The organism is Chloroflexia bacterium SDU3-3 (genome assembly GCA_009268125.1).
Lineage (GTDB): Bacteria > Chloroflexota > Chloroflexia > Chloroflexales > Roseiflexaceae > SDU3-3.
In genome coordinates, this window is record WBOU01000004.1 from 13,877 (window position 1) to 29,683 (window position 15,807).

Sequence of the window (15,807 nt, forward strand, 5' to 3'; positions counted from 1 at the left end):
AAGGAGCAACACACATGGGAATCTACGAGCACCCCGACACGATCGACGGCATCCGCATCACCGCCTGGGATGCGGAGAAGCCAGACCTGACCGGCGAGGCCTACTCGATCGCACTCGACTACGACGATGGAGTGCGCGGCGCGACCTGGGTAGACACCTTCGCCGGGCTGCTAGAGGCCGTGCCCGGCGAGCAGATCCAGGGCATGGTGGTGGGCTGCTGGGAGGAGGCCTACGACGCCAATGGCGCAGCGGAGGCGATCGTGGAGGCGCTGGTGAGCGCCAGCGAGCAGCTGCCCAACCTGCGCGCCCTGTTTTTCGGCGACATCACCGGCGAGGAGTGCGAGATCTCGTGGATCCAGCAGACCGACATCTCGCCGCTGTTTGGCGCGTTCCCGAAGCTGGAGTACCTGCGGGTGCGCGGCGGCGGCGGCCTGGCGGTAGGCAGCATCCGCCACGCCAGCCTGAAGACGCTGATCGTGGAGGCGGGCGGCCTGCCCAGCGCAGTGGTGCGGGCCTGCTGCGCCGCCGACCTGCCCGCGCTGGAGCACCTGGAGATCTGGCTGGGCACCGCCGAGTACGGCGGCGACGCCACGCCCGAAGATGTGGCCCCGCTGCTGGCCGGGCAGGGCTTCCCCAGCCTGCGCTACCTGGGCCTGCGCGACAGCGAGATCGTGGACCAGATCGCCCCGCTGGTGGCCAGCGCGCCGATTGTCGAGCGCATCCAGGTGCTGGATCTCTCGCTGGGCACGCTCACCGACGCGGGTGCGCAGGCCCTGCTCGAAAGCCCCGCCGTGGCCAAACTGCAGAAGCTCGACCTGCACCACCACTACTGCTCGGATGCGATGATGGAGCGGCTGGCCAAGCTCGGGCCGGAGGTCGACCTGGACGATCAAGAAGAGACCGACGACGACGGCGACGGCGATGTGTGGCGCTACGTGGCGGTAAGCGAGTAGCGAGAGCCAAGGAGGGGCCAGTGACCATCTACGAGCACGCAGACACTATCGACGGGCTGCCCGTCACCGAGTGGAACCCCGACGAGCCAGGCTGCGATGGTGTGGCCTACGCCATCCGCATCGACTACGACCAAGCCGAGGAAGGCCTCACCTGGGTCGATGTCTTCGCCAGCTTGCTCGACAGCGTGCCAAACGAGCAGATCCAGGGCATGGTGGTGGGATGCTGGGAAGAGGCTTTCGATAACGGCGCTTCCGAGGCCATAGTCGAGGCGTTGGTGAGCGCCAGCGAGCGTCTGCCCAACCTGCGCGCCCTGTTTTTCGGCGACATCACCGGCGAGGAGTGCGAGATCTCGTGGATCCAGCAGACCGACATCTCGCCGCTGTTTGGCGCGCTCCCGAAGCTGGAGTACCTGCGGGTGCGCGGCGGCGGCGGCCTGGCGGTGGGCAGCATCCGCCACGCCAGCCTGAAGACGCTGATCGTGGAGACGGGCGGGCTGCCGGGCGATGTGGCGCGAGCCTGCTGCGCCGCCGACATGCCCGCGCTGGAGCACCTAGAGCTATGGCTGGGCACCGAGCGCTACGGCGGCACCAGCGCGCCCGAGGATGTGGCCCCGCTGCTGGCAGGCCAGGGCTTCCCCAAGCTGCGCTACCTGGGCCTGCGCGACAGCGAGATCGTGGACCAGATCGCCCCGCTGGTGGCCAGCGCGCCGATCACCCAGCGCATCCAGGTGCTGGATCTCTCGCTCGGCACGCTCACCGACGCGGGCGCGCAGGCCTTGCTGGAAAGCCCCGTCATCGCCAAGCTGCAGAAGCTCGATCTGCACCACCACTACTGCTCCGACGCGATGATGGAGCAGCTGTCCAAGCTCGGGCCGCAGGTGGATGTCAGCGATCAGCAGAAGCCCTACAACCACAGCGGCGAGCTGTGGCGCTACGTGGCGGTAAGCGAATGAAGGTGGTGGTCGTCGGCAACCCCGGCAGCAGGCGGGTGGAGCTGCTCCAGGCCGCGCTGGCCGGGCTGGGCATGCCGCCCGCCGCGCTGGTGAGCTACGCCGACCTGCTGCAGGGTCGCGCCGAGCTGGCCCAGCACATGTGCGCAGGCGACCTGCTGCGCATCGAGTCGCCGGGGAAGGATGACGAGGTCGAGCGGCTGCTGCTGGCCGCAGGCGCGCGGGCCGCCGCCGAGGAGGGCGCGTTCGCGCATATGGACGCCCGGCAGCTGGCCGCGCTGGCCCACGAGAAGGGCGAGATCCTGCTGCCCCGCCAGTGGTACCACGGCCTGCTGGCCGCGCTGGCCCTGCTGAAGCGCCAGATCGCAGCGTGCCCGCCCCACCGCGCCATGGCCGACCCCGACGACATCGCCGCCATGTTCGACAAGCCCGAGAGCCACCGCCGCATGCTGGCCGCCCAGGTGGCCGTGCCCCGCACCCTGGGCACGCCGCGCTGCTACGACGAGCTGTCCGAGGCCATGGCCCGCGAGCGCTGCCCCCGCGTGTTTGTGAAGTTGGCCCACGGCTCCAGCGCGTCGGGCGTGGTGGCCTACCAGGTGGGCGGCGGGCAGCACATGGCCACCACCACGGTGGAGATGCAGCGCGGCGGCGATGGCGCGATCCGCCTGTTCAACAGCCGCCGCATCCGCAGCTACCGCGACCAGCGCGAGATCGCGGCGCTGATCGACGCGCTGTGCCGCCACCGCGCCCACGTGGAGCAGTGGCTGCCCAAGGCGGGCATGGCGGGCATGGCCTTCGACATGCGCGTGCTGGTGGTGGCAGGCCAGGCCCGCCACACGGTGGCCCGCATGAGCCGCAGCCCCATGACCAACCTGCACCTGCTGAACAGCCGGGGCGACGCGGGCGCGGTGGCTGAGCGCATGGGCGGCGCGGCCTGGGCCGCCGCCATGGCCGCCTGCCAGCGGGCGGCGGCCTGCTTCCCGCGCAGCCTGCACGCCGGGGTCGACCTGCTGATCGCGCCCGACTTCCGCCGCCACGCCGTGCTGGAGATCAACGCGTTTGGCGACCTGCTGCCCGGCATCACCCACCAGGGGCACGACACCTACACCGCCGAGCTGCTGGCCGCGCTGGGGGAGGAGAGCCGCTAACCACGAAGGCGCGAAGGGCAGAACGATGTACCACCAAGGCTCCAAGACGCCAAGAAGGGGAAACCGTTAACCACGAAGACGCGAAGGCACGAAGGGGATGAAAGAAGCGATTCATCACTAAGACGCGAAAGATTTTTACCACCAAGACACCAAGGAAACAAACGGTAATAGAAAATGGCGATGGGCCAGCCCTCCCCACCCGGCCCATGCGGCGAAGGTGCCGCAGAAGTTTTGATGGCCATATGCACGAACACCAGCAGCCAGGAAATGGCACTGGAACGCCTAAAATTGGGGGTTCGAAGGGGGCATCGTCCCCTCGCGGGGTTCATAGGGGCCAGCCCCTATGAACCCCGCGTAGGGCACACACAACCAATCACGAGGAACCATTATCATCGAAGCGCCAACGGTCGGCCCGACCGGGCAACGCTGCAAGCATTGCCTACGGTCGACCTATCTCGACCCCACCCGAAAAGCACACAGCGCTATGCGCAAGGAGGCCCACATGAGCGTGCGACTGCTGAGCGACCCACACGGGCTATTCTACGATATCTTCGACATGTTCGAGTCGGCACTGGATGGTGAGCAGTGGACCGACCGCTGGCCATGCGGCGCAAACCGCAAGATCGCCGTGGGCGACACGGCCTTTATCGTGGTGGCGGGCGAGCAGGGCAGCCCGGCGATCTTCGCCCGCGCCCAGGTCATCGCTGCCGACGAGCGCGACCAGGTGCGGCTGCTCGACCCGGATAGCGCCGACCTGAGCGAGGCCTACTGCCGCAACGTGCTGGGGGCCGACCCGCAGATCCTGTTTGTGCGCATCGTGGTCGACAGCGTGGTGAACCCCTTCGCCGCCGACGCCGAGGGCGAGGATCTGGAGGAGCTGCTGGCCCTGGCCGAGCTGGACCAGCCCGCATGCGTGGGCACCGACCTGCCCGCCATGGCGCTCTCCGGCGAGGCGCTGCCGGAGGCCTGCGCCGCCCTGGTGCAGGAGCGCTGGGAGGGCCAGATCATCGCGCGCGAGCCGCACGGCAAGGCCACCCGGCTGCCCACCAAGGAGGAGTAGCGGGCAGAACTCACTCAATGATCACGATGCAACCCCACAGTTATAGGGGCGGATTTTATGTCCGCCCACAGTGCATTGTATGCATCGGATGCCACACGATGAGTCAATGCACCCAATAAACCATAGCGGGCGGGCACGAGATCCGCCCCTACGGCATTGTGGAATGCAGCAATATCGATGGATTAGGCTCGACCCAATTTCCATTCCTGATCCCTGCCCTTATTCATGATGCCCCAAATAGCACCGCACCCGCACATCCGTACTATAATACAGGGGTACAGCCAATCTTTTAAGGAGGCACCCCATGTCGCAGCCAAAACCCGCCATCAGCAACGCCTTCCAGCTCTTCCTCAGCGAGGCACCCGCGCACGCCCAGGCCTGGATGGCCGCCGTGCACGGCCTCGACGAGGCCAGCGCGCTCGACAAGAAGACTGAGGAACTGGCCTACATCGCCGTGCTGGCCGCGCTGCGGATGGAGTCGGGCATCCCCTTCCACGTGCAGAGCGCCAAGCAGGCCGGGGCCTCGCGCGGCGAGGTGGTGAGCGCGGTGCTGCTGGGCCTACCCGCCGCAGGCAACGGCGTCACCCAGTCGCTACCCGCCGCGCTGGCCGCGTACGACGCGGAGTAGGCACCGCAGAAAACCACCCCGCCTGTGACACAACCTGTCACCGCCGCGCGGTACGATAGGGCCATCACGAGCACATACAGACATGGAGCAAGAGACGCGATGACATCCCTACGCGAGCGGTGGACAAGCTACATCGACCGGCAGCACCAGCAGCCGAGCGGGCCAGTCGGGCGGGTGATCGGCGAGCGCATGGTGCGGCAGCACGCCCCCGAGAACGCCTGGGCCATGCGGCTGCTGCAGATCGGCGCGGGCGACCGCGTGCTGGATCTGGGCTGCGGGCCGGGCCTGGGGCTGGCGCTGGCGCTGCAGTGCAGCCTGTGCGAGCACATCGTGGGGCTGGATCTCTCCCCCACGATGCTGCGCTCCTCGGCGCGGCGCAACCGCGCGGCCCTGGCCGAGGGGCGGCTGGCGCTGATGCGCGGCGACCTGGCCTCGCTGCCGCTGCGCGACGCGCAGTTCGACAAGGTGCTGAGCATCCACACGCTCTACTTCTGGCCCGAGCCCATGGCGGTGTTCCAGCGGATCATCGGGCTGCTGGCCCCTGGCGGGCGCAGCGCCACCATCTTCGCCACGGCCCGCACCGAGCCGACGGGCGAGCGCACCTACTGGCCGCTGCACGCCCAGGCCGCCGCGCTGGCGGAGGAACTGGGCCGCACGCCCGGGGTGCGCGCCCAGCTGGCCACCGGCCCCGACTCGCGCCAGTTCAACAACCTGGCGATCGTGCTAGAGAGGCGGTGAGCCAATGGACGCAAACAAGCTCGTGGGCAGCCACGACATCGTGCTGATCACCCTCGACACCCTGCGCTACGATGTGGCCGCAGCCGAGCTGCGCGAGGGTCGCACGCCCAACCTGGCCACGCTGCTGCCCGCAGGCGGCTGGGAGAAGCGCCACACGCCCGGCAGCTTCACCTACGCCGCACACCAGGCCTTCTTCGCGGGCTTCCTGCCCACGCCCGCCGCGCCGGGGCGGCACCCGCGCCTGTTCGCCGCGCGCTTCGCCGGCAGCGAGACCACGGCGGAGGGTACCTTCGTCTTTGACGAGGCCGACATGGTGAGCGGGCTGGCCACACAGGGCTACCACACTATCTGCGTGGGCGGGGTGGGCTTCTTCAACAAGCAGAACGCGCTGAGCAGCGTGCTGCCCGGCCTGTTCGCCGAGAGCCACTGGTCGCCCGCGCTGGGCGTGACCGCGCCCGACTCGACGGCCAGCCAGGTGCGGGTGGCGCTCGACGCGCTGGCCCGCCAGCCGAGGGGGCGGCGGGTGTTCCTGTTCATCAACGTGTCGGCACTGCACCAGCCCAACCGCATGTACCTGCCCGGCGCGCAGGAGGACAGCCTAGAGAGCCACGCCGCCGCCCTGGCCTATGTGGACAGCCAGCTGCCGCCGCTGGTAGAGGCGCTGCGGCGGCGCGGCCCCTCGCTCTGGGTGATCTGCGCCGACCACGGCACGGCCTACGGCGAGGATGGCTACACCGGCCACCGGATCAACCACCCGGTGGTATGGGAGGTGCCCTACGCCGAGTTCGTGCTGCCGGAGGTGCGCGCATGACCCGACCCATCGACGAGATCGAGCGCGTGCCCTACCGCTCCTACGCCTACGCCTACCCGCACAAGACGGCCTACCGCCGCTTCGAGCGGCCCATCCCGCTGCGCGATCTGTGGGCGCAGGAGCAGCGTGATGCCCTGTTTCTGTACATGCACATCCCCTTCTGCGAGATGCGCTGCGGCTTCTGCAACCTGTTCACCACCGTGAACCCGGCCATCGACATCGAGCGGGCCTACATGGACACGCTGGAGCGCCAGGCCGCCCAGGTGCGCGAGGCGCTGGGCCAGGCCCAGTTTGCGCGCTTCGCCATCGGCGGGGGCACCCCGACCTACCTGCCCCCCGCCGACCTGCACCGCCTGTTCGACATCGCCGAGCGCGGGTACCGCGTGCGCCCCCACGACATCCCGGTCTCGGTCGAGACCTCGCCCAAGACCGCCGACGCCGAGCGGCTGGCCGTGCTGCGCGAGCGCGGGGCCGACCGCATCAGCATCGGCGTGCAGAGCTTTATCGAGCGCGAGGCCGCCGCCGCAGGCCGCCCGCAGAAAACCGCCGATGTGGAGCGAGCGCTCGACCGCATCCGCTCGTTCGGCTTCCCCACGCTGAATATCGACCTGATCTACGGCATCGACGGCCAGACCGTGGCGAGCTGGCTGGAGACGCTGCGCGCGGCCTTGCGCTACCAGCCCGAGCAGCTCTACCTCTACCCGCTGTATGTGCGCCCGCTCACCGGCCTTGGCCGCAGGCAGCGCGAGTGGGACGACGTGCGGCTGGCCTGCTACCGCGCCGGGCGCGACTTCCTGCGCGAGCATGGCTATGTGCAGCTCTCCATGCGCATGTTCCGCTCGCCCACAGCCCCGGCGGGCGAGGGGCCGGTCTACTGCTGCCAGCAGGATGGCATGGTCGGCCTGGGCTGCGGGGCCAGGTCGTACACCAGCGCCGCCCACTACTCCAGCGAGTACGCCGTGGGCGCGACGGGCGTGCGCGCCATCCTGGCCGACTACATTCGGCGCGACGACGCCTCATTCGCCAGCGCGCACTACGGCTTCCTGATGGGCCAGGATAACTCGCGCCGCCGCTACGTCATCCAGTCGCTGCTGCAGGCCGAGGGGCTGGACATGGCGGCCTACCAGGCCCGCTTCGGCGGCGCGGCCACCGCGCACCTGCCCGAGCTGGCTGCGCTGGCCGAGCGCGGCATGGCCACGCTCTCGCCCGAGCGCATGCGGCTCACCGAGCGCGGCATGGAGCTTTCCGACGCCATCGGGCCGTGGCTCTACGCCGAGTCTGTGCAGCGGCAGATGGAGGAGTTCGACCTCACATGAATCTGAGCATCCTCTACCGTGGCCCGCTCTCAAGCTGCAACTACGGCTGCAGCTACTGCCCCTTCGCCAAACACACCGAGACCCGCGCCGAGCACGAGCGCGATAGGCAGGCGCTGGAGCGCTTCGTGGGCTGGGTGGGCGAGCGGGCGGGCGACACCATCTCGGTGTTCTTCACGCCCTGGGGCGAGGCCCTGAACCGCAGGCGCTACCAGATGGCCTTCGTGGCGCTGACGAACATGCCGCACGTGGCCAAGGTGGCCATTCAGACCAACCTCTCCTCGCGGCTCGACTGGCTGGAGCGATGCGACAAGGCGCGGGTGGGCATCTGGGCCACCTACCACCCCACGCAGGTGGCGCGGGCCAGCTTTGTGGGAAAGTGCCGCGAGCTGCTGCGGCGCGGCGTGCGGCTGAGCGTGGGCGTGGTGGGCATGAAGGAGCACGAGGCCGAGATCGAGGCCCTGCGGGCCGAGCTGCCGCCCGAGATCTACCTGTGGGTGAACGCCTACAAGCGCGAGCCGGGCTACTACAGCGCCGAGGATGTGCGCCGCCTCACCGCCGTCGACCCGCTCTTCCCCGTGAACAACCAGCGCCACCCCAGCGCTGGCCAGCCCTGCGACGCGGGCGAGACCGTGATCTCGGTCGACGGCGACGGCACCATGCGCCGCTGCCACTTCATCAAGCAGCCGATTGGCAACATCTACGACCCCGGCTTCGCCCAGGCGCTGCGCCCGCGCCCCTGCGCCAACGAGACCTGCGGCTGCCACATCGGCTACATCCACATGCCCCACCTGGGCCTCCAGCAGGTCTTCGGCGACGGCCTGCTGGAGCGGGTTCCCCATAACCCTATCTGGCTTGAACCAAACCACGAAGACACGAAGACGCGAAGGTAAAAAGAGCTCGCCTCAGCAAAAAAGAAGGCTCGAAGATTCTTAAGAATCTTCGAGCCTTCGCGTCTTCGTGGTTAAAAATCCCTACGTCTCCACGATAGGGTGGTAGTCGTTGGGGTTGTCGAAACCAGCGATCCAGGCGGCGGCCTGGTGGCATGTGCGCATCGTCGGCGGCACGCGGATGAGGTACTGCCGCCCGGTGGAGGGGCACAGCACCGCCACGCACACCAGCGGCTCGTCGCCCTCCAGCTCCACGCGCAGCAGCCGCCGCTCGCCGCCCGGGTCGGTATCGGTATCGAGCGTGGTGGCCTCGGCCTCGGCCAGGAAGCGCTCGTAGCCCATGCGCTCCAGCAGCACGCGGCGCAGCTCGGCGTTCTGCTCGGCCAGCACCTCGGCGGCGGTGATCGTCTCGGGCTGGAAGGCCACGCGCGGCTCGATCGGCACGCCGCGCCAGCGCAGCTGCGCCCCGCGCGCGGCCACAGGCAGCCAGCCGATCTGTGTGCCCGCGATGTCCAGCCACGAGGTGATGGTCAGCTCGGCGGGCAGGTCGCTCAGGGCCTCGCAGCCGCTCACATCCAGCTGCGAAAGCTCGCGCAGCCAGGGCGGCAGGGTGGTCAGGCGCAGGCAGCCCCGCGCATTCAGCCGCCCCACCCGCACGGCGGCCTGCTGCGGCCAGCGCGCCAGCCGCGTGCAGCCCGCGATGTCCAAAAAGTAGACATCCAGCCCCTCGGGCAGCTGCTCTAGCGCGGTGCAGTCGCGCAGGATGAGCGAGCCGACCTTCAGCCCCTCGGGCAGCTCGGTGAGGCTGGCGCTGCCCTCAAGGTCGAGGCGGTAGCCCACGCGCAGGCTGGCGGGCAGCCTACGCAGCGTGGTGCTGCGCGCCACCAGCTCGTAGCACTGCAGGCCCTCGGGCAGGGCCTCCAGCGCGGTGCAGCCGCTCACATTGAGGCGGCGCACCTTCAGCCCGGGCGGCAGAGCGCGCAGGCTGGTGCAGCCGCTCACATCCAGGCTATCGGCGGCGAGGTCGGCGGGCAGCTCGGTGCGGGTGGGGTTATTGGCCAGCGAAAGATGGCCCTTCACCACCAGCCCGGCCAGCTCGCTCGCCGGGCGCTGGTTCAGCAGCTTCTGGGCGTCCTCGGCGCGCATGGGCTGGCCGGGCGTGAACGCAGGCTCGTGGTTCTTCTTGCTCACGGGCGCGCCTAGTCCACGATCCGGCGGATGGCGGTGGGCGTGTACTCGCGCTGCATCCAGACACGGTAGAGGCCGCGGCCCAGGGTGATCGGCTTGTGCTCCTCGTGGATGACCGTCGCGCTCTCGGCGGTGACATGCAGGAACAGCATGCCGCCGTGCTCCCACAGCTGGGCGCTGCGCGGATCTTGGATGCGGTGGCTGTGGCCAGTGATCTCGCCGTAGGCCAGAACGGTATTGGGCTGAAGCTTCGCGCCCTCGGGGATCGCGGGGGCGGCTGCGATCATCACATCACCATGTCGCCACATAGGGGCCTCCTTGACGTTCGTCTCGTGTCGTTACAGGTCGAGCATAGCACACACATGTGACAGCTGCTGTCACAGATCAATCCAGTGAAATCTGGCATTGGGGTGCGGTGTAGTGCGAGGGCAAACCAAGGCTGGATGATCGTATTGTACCATGATATGGTCGGAAACAGATTCAGGGGCATGTTGGGAACAGGGCCTATGCGACACACTGGCGATCTCTACCATCAAGGCTCCAGGGCACCAAGGAACAAAGGGGGACGCATACCACAAAGACACGAAGAAAAGTGCTTACCCCGGGGCGTATCGTGCTGGGGGCGAACGTCGGCAATGCTTCTTGCCCATTCGCCCAGCCCAGTGGTTTTAGAGATGCATAGGCCCTCAACTGCGGAAACCGGCGCGCTAGACCTGGGCCACAGCGTCGGCGGCGAGCGCGGCCACGCGGGCCAGGGCCAGGGCGGCGCGGGCGGCAGGCGCGGCATCCCAGCGGATGCGGTGTGCCTTCTCGTCGAGCAGGGCGGCCAGCAGCTCGGCGGGGGCCAGGGCGTGGCGAAAGCCCAGCTGGCTGCCCTGCTGGACCAAGGCGCGCCAGCGCTGGGCCATGCGCGCGTCGGCGCGGGCTAGACCCACCACCAGCAGCTCGCCCAGCGCCTCGTCCACCTGCTCCCAGTAGTCGGCCAGCGGGTCGCGGGTGTGGGGCTGGGATGCGGGGCTAGGGCCGAGCGCGGCCATGCTGGGGATGTCGGGGGCAACCCAGGGCAGCAGAGCGCTGCGCATCGGGCCATCCTGAAACACCAGGGCGGTGGGCGCGAACACGGGGCCGCCGGGGCCAAGCCGCGCGCGCCCGGCCACAAAGCGCAGCGCGTCGGGCTGATCGCGCAGCCTGGCCAGCAGCTGCTCGGCCCCGCCGCGCCCGCGCGCGGTGTAGGGGTGGATCAGGGCCGCCGCCGCGCCCGCGCTGTCCACCAGCGTGGCCTGCACCTCCTGGGTGGCTGGGTTAAAGCTGGCATCGCGGCAGCCCGCCACCGCGCACACAAACAGGCCATCGGCCAGCACGCGCGGGCGCAGCGCCGCAGGCGGCAGCGCGGCCAGCCGCGCCGACAGCTCGGCGAAGTCCTCGGCCAGCAGCGGGGCGTGCAGGCGCTCCCAGGTGTAGTGCTGCGGGCTGACCGCGATCTGGCCAGCCGGGGCGTAGCTGCCGTTGGGCTGCCTGCGCCCGCCGCGCACCAGCGCCTGCCCCCCGCCGAAGGCCGCCAGGCTTGCGCCGCGCGTCACGGTCTGCTGGGCCAGCTGCCACAGCGCGGGCGGCTGCTTGGCCGGGTCGGTGGGGTCATCCCAGCTGCGCGGGATGGCGATCATCGCGCCAGTCGCGGCATCCTGCATATAGGCCACCAGCTCCACCCCGCCGCGTCGGAAGCGCGCCGAGCAGCCCAGCCCGATCAGATGGGCCGAGCGCAGCGCGGTCTCGTGGTCGCTGGCCGAGCCGCGGATGAACAGCTGCGGCACCGCGCCGGTGCCAGCGCGGATGGCGTCGGCCCGCAGGCACAGCTCGCCCACCAGCGCGGCGGCCTCGCCGGGGCTGAAGCGGGCATCGTGGCGCTCGTAGGCTGCGTGCAGCAGCGCCAGCTCGGCCAGCGTGTCGGCGGGCCAGATCAGGCCCTGCTCGCGACAGCGCAGATCCAAGCGGCGCAGACGCTCGACCAGCGGCTGGGGCGCGGCGCTCAGGCCGCACGCGGCCAGCTCGGCCAGGGCCGCGTCGAGCGCGTCCAGCAGCGGCAACGGGGCCTCGCCCGCGCTAGGCGCGGTCTCCACCACCCCGCTGGCGGCGGCGGCATCCAGCAGGCGGAAGGCCCACACCGCCAGGGCCGCATGGCGGCAGGGCGCAGCCTCGGCGCAGTCGCAGTGGGTGTAGCGCAGGTCGCCGGGCACCAGAAAGCGCACCGTGCAGGCCAGCGAGTGGATGGTGGCGCTCGGCTTGGCGCTGCGCACCAGCTCCACCACGTGCCCCGCCTCATAGGCGTGCCTGGCCCACGTGAGCGCGGCCCGCGAGAGCTGCGCGCCGATCTCCACATCCGCGATCTGGCCAGGATCCCAAGGGCCGCTGGGCGCGGCGAGCGCACCCGCCTGCTGGACGTGCTGCTGCTGGTAGGCCAGCGCCGAGCGCAGCAGGTGGCGGCAGATCCCGCTGGACGCGCAGCTGCAGCGCCCGCCGCCTAGCGTCACGCCACCCGGCAGATCGCACGCCACCCCATCCGACCAGCGCACCGTCACATTCTGCTCGGCATCCTCTTCCAGCTCGTAGCTCAGGTCGCCCGACTGCAGCTCCTGCAGGGCGCGCTTCAGCAGACCGCGGTTGGCCAGCAGCGCCATATCGTCGTGGGTGAGCGCAAGAAGGTCGGCGCGCATGCTAGGCCACCTTCTGCGCGACCCACGCGGCCAGCTCGCCGGGGGTCATCGCGCCCACATGCGCGCCCAGCTTCACCAGCTGGGCGGCCACGCCGTGGTCGTAGCGGGGGCTGGCGTCGCTCTCCAGCGCGGCCAGCCCCAGCAGTGTCACGCCGCTCTCGGTCAGATATTTCACCGCGCTGTAGAGCTGCTGCACCGGCGCGCCCTCCTCGAAATCGCTGATCAGCACCACGATAGTGCGGCGCGGGTTTTCCACCAGCTGGGCCGCGTAGCGCACCGCCTGCCCGATGTCGGTGCCGCCGCCCAGCTGCACCTTCATCAGTGTCTCCACCGGGTCGGTGCAGTGCTCGGTCACATCCACCACCGAGGTATCGAACAGCACCAGGTGGGTGCGCAGCGCCTGGATGCCGAAGAAGATCGCCGCCGTCACCGCCGCGTGGATGACGCTGCCCGCCATGCTGCCCGACTCATCCACCAGGATGATCAGCTGCCAGCGGTCGACCTGGCGTCGCACGCGCGAGAAGAAGTAGGGCTGGCCGATCACGATCTGCTGGCGCTGCGGGTCGTAGTTGGCCAGGTTGCGGCGGATGGTGGTGCGGGCGTCGAAATTGCGCGCCACCCGCAGGAACGAGCGGCGGCGGCGGTCGACCGCGCCGCTGAAGGGCGTGCGGATCTCGCGGGCCAGCTGCTCCATCAGCTGCTGCACCACGGCGTTCACCAGGCGGCGGGCCTGGGCCAGCACCTCCTGGTTCATCAGGTGCTTGGTGCGCAGCACGGCCTTCAGCAGCGTCTGGTTCGGCTGGGCGCGCTTTAGCAGCTCGGGGTTGGTCACCATCTCCTCAAGCTGGTAGCGGTCAAGCGCGTCGCGCTCGATCCGCTCGATGGTGCGGCGCGGGAACAGCTCGTGCACCATATTGATCCAGTCGGGCACCGTCAGCTGCGAGGCATCCAGCGAGCCGTGCCCCGCGCGGGTGTTGCGATCTGCACCATACTCGCGGTCGTAGAGGTAGCCCAGCGCGGTGTCGCGGCCCTGCCACTCGCCCTGCAGCCCGCCCAGCGCCTGCTCGCTGCTCTCGCCCAGCACCAGCCGCCAGCGCTGCCGCCGCTCCTGCTCGCTATCCATGCTCGCCTCCGCGTATGCCAAACCGCGCCATCATGGCCAGCAGCCTGCGCTCGGCGGCGTGGGCGCGGGCGGCGGTGGTGATGTCAACATCCAAGTGGGTCAGCTCCCAGCTGTCGGCGTCGCCCACCAGGGTCTGGGCGATCTGGGCCTTCTCGCGCGGGGTGAAGAACGAGAAGGCCAGCCGCAGGGCGGGCAGCGCGTGCAGGAACTCCTCGCCGTCGAAGTCCATCAGCAGCGCGTCGATGCCCGCCAGCAGCTCGGCGTGGCGCTGCACGGTCTCGCGGGCCAGCGCAAACAGGCCGGCCAGGAAATCGCCCAGCACATCCGGCGCGGCGAAGGCCCGCATGTCGGCGCGCACCTGGTCGATCGGGGCCTCGCCCAGCGCCCACATGGCCCCGGTGGCCGCGCCGCGCGCCAGGCTGGCGTGCGAGGTCGAGGCGGCCACCTGCCGCAGCGTGGCCACCAGATCGGCGCGGCTGAGGCCCAGCGCGTGCTCGCAGGACTCGAAGCTGCGCAGCAGCACCTGGAACCCGGCCACCAGCTCGCGGTCCTGGCCCTGGGGGCGGCCCAGCACAGCCAGCTGCCACAGCGAGCGCTCGAAGATCTCGGCCAGCAGGCCGCCGATACGGGCGCTGCCCACCGCACCTAGCGTATGGTCGTAGCGATAGAGGTAGAGCACGTGGCCCAGCGCGGCGGTCAGGCTGAAGAAGTCGCCATCCTGCCCCACCAGCCCAGAGAGCAGCGCGATCAGCTCGGCGGTGCGCTCGCCCAGGCCCATCAGGCAGGCATCCAGCAGGGCCAGCGCGGCCTGGGCGGCGCTGCGCTCGATCCCGCCCGCCCGCTCGATCAAGCGCGCCCAGGCGGCCTCGGCCAGCGTGGTGCCGTAGATAGCCGACTCGATGCAGTTGGCGTCGAAATCGGGCGTCCAGACGATCTGCCAGTCCTCCCAGATGGTCACCAGATCGTCGCGGGCCACAAAGTCGGTGCCGCCCGCACGCGAAAAGCCGCTCACCCCGATCACCCGCAGCTGGTGCAGCACGCGGCTGCGCGCCAGATCAGCGGGCTGCTCCAGGTCGAGCTGCACCCTGCGCTGCTGCTCGCCCGGCGTCAGGCCGTGCTCGCGCAGCTGGCGCTCGATGTCGCCCACCAGCGGCGGCAGGGCCACGCCATCGGCCAGCCTGCCGCGCTGGTCGCCGCGCAGGATCTCGCGCAGGGCATCGAGGAAGGGGTTGCGGTGGCCCGGCTCGGCGGCCTCTTTGATCAGGGCGCTGATGATACCATCGATCAGATCCTGCCGCCAGACCTCGGCGTGGCCGCGCAGGTCGGCCAGGGCGCGGGCGCTGGTCTCCACCGCGATCAGGTCCGCCGTGCTGGCGATCTGGCCACGGCGGCGCAGGGCCACGGCGGCGCTGGCCAGCAGCGTGCGGTAGGTGCCGCGCTCGCCGCGCTGCCGGTCGCCCCAGATCTGGCGGTAGAAGCCGGGGCTGGGCATGCCCGCCTCGTAGCCGCTCAGGCTGTCGAGCCGCAGCTCGGTGTAGGGCGTCAGCGCGATGCCGCGCTCGTCGGGGGTGGGGGAAGGCGCGGTATCGGGCGGGGCGGCGGCCTCCAGCGGCGCGAGGCCGTGCAGCTGGGCGTAGAGCGCGTAGCTGTGAAAGCCGCCCGTGATCACCAGCAGCGGCCCGGCCAGCTCGGCGCGGGCGGCACGGATCTGCTGGGCCATGAAGGCCTCGCGCCGCAGATCCTCGGCGGATGGCCCACCGCTGGCGCGGATGTGGTAGCACAGCCGGTGGACACGCTCGAACAGCTGGGCGGGCGTCAGCGCGGGGTCGATCTCGGCCAGGGTGTCCCACAGGGCGTCGAAATCATCCACGCCCGCGCGGGCGCAGAGCGCGGGGATGTAGGGGTTCTCGCGCAGCTCGGCGTCGGCGTAGCGGTGGGCCGCCACATCGGGCGCGGCCATGTCGGCCCAGGGCATGTCGATAAAGCGCAGCGCCGCGCCCAGCTCGCGCCCGGCCCGCAGCGCCTCCCACTCGGGCGAGTGCTCGCAGAAGGGGTAGAACGCACCGCGCCGCACCCCACCCAGCTGCACATAGCTGTAGATCGCGATCGGCAGGGTGTGCGGCAGCGCCAGCTCACCCATCCGGTCGTTGAAATCGGATGGCCCCTCGATCAGGATGGCGGCGGGGCGCAGCGCGACAATCACCTCCCGCACCGCGCGGGCGCACGCGGGGCTGTGGTGCCGCACCGGCAAAAACACCATGTCGCCAGCGGTGGAGAAGATGCCAGGGTGCATG

At 70.1% G+C, this 15,807-nt stretch carries 14 protein-coding genes; 9 read left to right on the forward strand and 5 right to left on the reverse strand.

Annotation, left to right across the window (positions count from 1 at the left end; genetic code table 11):
* Positions 1–14: 14 nt before the first annotated feature.
* From F8S13_07405 to F8S13_07445, 9 genes are all read left to right on the forward strand, one after another.
* Positions 15–953, forward strand: coding sequence for a hypothetical protein (locus F8S13_07405; GenBank protein ID KAB8143728.1), 939 nt, complete (start codon positions 15–17; stop codon positions 951–953).
* Positions 954–973: 20 nt separating this feature from the next.
* Positions 974–1,906 (forward strand): hypothetical protein, encoded by a 933-nt coding sequence (locus F8S13_07410; GenBank protein KAB8143729.1) that lies wholly within the window; start codon positions 974–976, stop codon positions 1,904–1,906.
* Positions 1,903–3,051, forward strand: a complete 1,149-nt coding sequence (locus tag F8S13_07415; protein ID KAB8143730.1) for a hypothetical protein — start codon at positions 1,903–1,905, stop codon at positions 3,049–3,051. Before F8S13_07410 ends, F8S13_07415 begins: the two co-directional genes overlap by 4 nt.
* A 502-nt stretch (positions 3,052–3,553) precedes the next feature.
* Entirely contained in the window at positions 3,554–4,111 is a 558-nt protein-coding gene (locus F8S13_07420; GenBank protein ID KAB8143731.1) for a hypothetical protein, read from the forward strand.
* A 304-nt stretch (positions 4,112–4,415) separates the two neighbouring features.
* Entirely contained in the window at positions 4,416–4,739 is a 324-nt protein-coding gene (locus F8S13_07425) for a carboxymuconolactone decarboxylase family protein (protein KAB8143732.1), read from the forward strand.
* A 99-nt stretch (positions 4,740–4,838) separates the two neighbouring features.
* Entirely contained in the window at positions 4,839–5,477 is a 639-nt protein-coding gene (locus F8S13_07430) for a class I SAM-dependent methyltransferase (GenBank protein ID KAB8143733.1), read from the forward strand.
* A gap of 4 nt (positions 5,478–5,481) precedes the next feature.
* Complete coding sequence (locus tag F8S13_07435) at positions 5,482–6,288, forward strand: sulfatase-like hydrolase/transferase (protein KAB8143734.1); 807 nt, start codon at positions 5,482–5,484, stop codon at positions 6,286–6,288.
* Positions 6,285–7,604 carry a coproporphyrinogen III oxidase family protein gene (locus F8S13_07440; protein ID KAB8143735.1) on the forward strand — a complete coding sequence of 440 codons (1,320 nt, stop codon included), beginning with the start codon at positions 6,285–6,287 and terminating at the stop codon, positions 7,602–7,604. Before F8S13_07435 ends, F8S13_07440 begins: the two co-directional genes overlap by 4 nt.
* Complete coding sequence (locus F8S13_07445) at positions 7,601–8,494, forward strand: radical SAM protein (GenBank protein ID KAB8143736.1); 894 nt, start codon at positions 7,601–7,603, stop codon at positions 8,492–8,494. Before F8S13_07440 ends, F8S13_07445 begins: the two co-directional genes overlap by 4 nt.
* Positions 8,495–8,575: 81 nt before the next feature.
* Here the strand turns inward: F8S13_07445 and F8S13_07450 are convergent, their stop codons facing one another.
* The 5 genes from F8S13_07450 to F8S13_07470 all read right to left on the reverse strand — a co-directional run bounded on the left by F8S13_07450 (position 8,576) and on the right by F8S13_07470 (position 15,806).
* Entirely contained in the window at positions 8,576–9,682 is a 1,107-nt protein-coding gene (locus F8S13_07450) for a hypothetical protein (GenBank protein ID KAB8143737.1), read from the reverse strand.
* A gap of 8 nt (positions 9,683–9,690) precedes the next feature.
* Positions 9,691–9,987 (reverse strand): hypothetical protein, encoded by a 297-nt coding sequence (locus F8S13_07455; GenBank protein KAB8143738.1) that lies wholly within the window; start codon positions 9,985–9,987, stop codon positions 9,691–9,693.
* Between the two features lie 399 nt (positions 9,988–10,386).
* Positions 10,387–12,390: a hypothetical protein gene (locus tag F8S13_07460; protein ID KAB8143739.1), complete on the reverse strand. Its 2,004-nt coding sequence runs from the start codon at positions 12,388–12,390 to the stop codon at positions 10,387–10,389.
* Position 12,391: 1 nt separating this feature from the next.
* Complete coding sequence (locus F8S13_07465) at positions 12,392–13,513, reverse strand: VWA domain-containing protein (GenBank protein KAB8143740.1); 1,122 nt, start codon at positions 13,511–13,513, stop codon at positions 12,392–12,394.
* Positions 13,506–15,806 (reverse strand): hypothetical protein, encoded by a 2,301-nt coding sequence (locus F8S13_07470; GenBank protein KAB8143741.1) that lies wholly within the window; start codon positions 15,804–15,806, stop codon positions 13,506–13,508. Before F8S13_07470 ends, F8S13_07465 begins: the two co-directional genes overlap by 8 nt.
* Position 15,807 lies beyond the last annotated feature (1 nt).

What these genes read in the sequence shown, in the direction of transcription:
- F8S13_07405 (KAB8143728.1), top strand. Translation starts at nt 15, where the DNA reads ATGGGAATCTACGAGCACCCCGACACGATCGACGGCATCCGCATCACC.
- F8S13_07415 (KAB8143730.1), top strand. Translation starts at nt 1,903, where the DNA reads ATGAAGGTGGTGGTCGTCGGCAACCCCGGCAGCAGGCGGGTGGAGCTG.
- F8S13_07420 (KAB8143731.1), top strand. Translation starts at nt 3,554, where the DNA reads ATGAGCGTGCGACTGCTGAGCGACCCACACGGGCTATTCTACGATATC.
- F8S13_07425 (KAB8143732.1), top strand. Translation starts at nt 4,416, where the DNA reads ATGTCGCAGCCAAAACCCGCCATCAGCAACGCCTTCCAGCTCTTCCTC.
- F8S13_07430 (KAB8143733.1), top strand. Translation starts at nt 4,839, where the DNA reads ATGACATCCCTACGCGAGCGGTGGACAAGCTACATCGACCGGCAGCAC.
- F8S13_07435 (KAB8143734.1), top strand. Translation starts at nt 5,482, where the DNA reads ATGGACGCAAACAAGCTCGTGGGCAGCCACGACATCGTGCTGATCACC.
- F8S13_07440 (KAB8143735.1), top strand. Translation starts at nt 6,285, where the DNA reads ATGACCCGACCCATCGACGAGATCGAGCGCGTGCCCTACCGCTCCTAC.
- F8S13_07445 (KAB8143736.1), top strand. Translation starts at nt 7,601, where the DNA reads ATGAATCTGAGCATCCTCTACCGTGGCCCGCTCTCAAGCTGCAACTAC.
- F8S13_07455 (KAB8143738.1), bottom strand. Translation starts at nt 9,987, where the DNA reads ATGTGGCGACATGGTGATGTGATGATCGCAGCCGCCCCCGCGATCCCC.
- F8S13_07460 (KAB8143739.1), bottom strand. Translation starts at nt 12,390, where the DNA reads ATGCGCGCCGACCTTCTTGCGCTCACCCACGACGATATGGCGCTGCTG.
- F8S13_07465 (KAB8143740.1), bottom strand. Translation starts at nt 13,513, where the DNA reads ATGGATAGCGAGCAGGAGCGGCGGCAGCGCTGGCGGCTGGTGCTGGGC.
- F8S13_07470 (KAB8143741.1), bottom strand. Translation starts at nt 15,806, where the DNA reads ATGCACCCTGGCATCTTCTCCACCGCTGGCGACATGGTGTTTTTGCCG.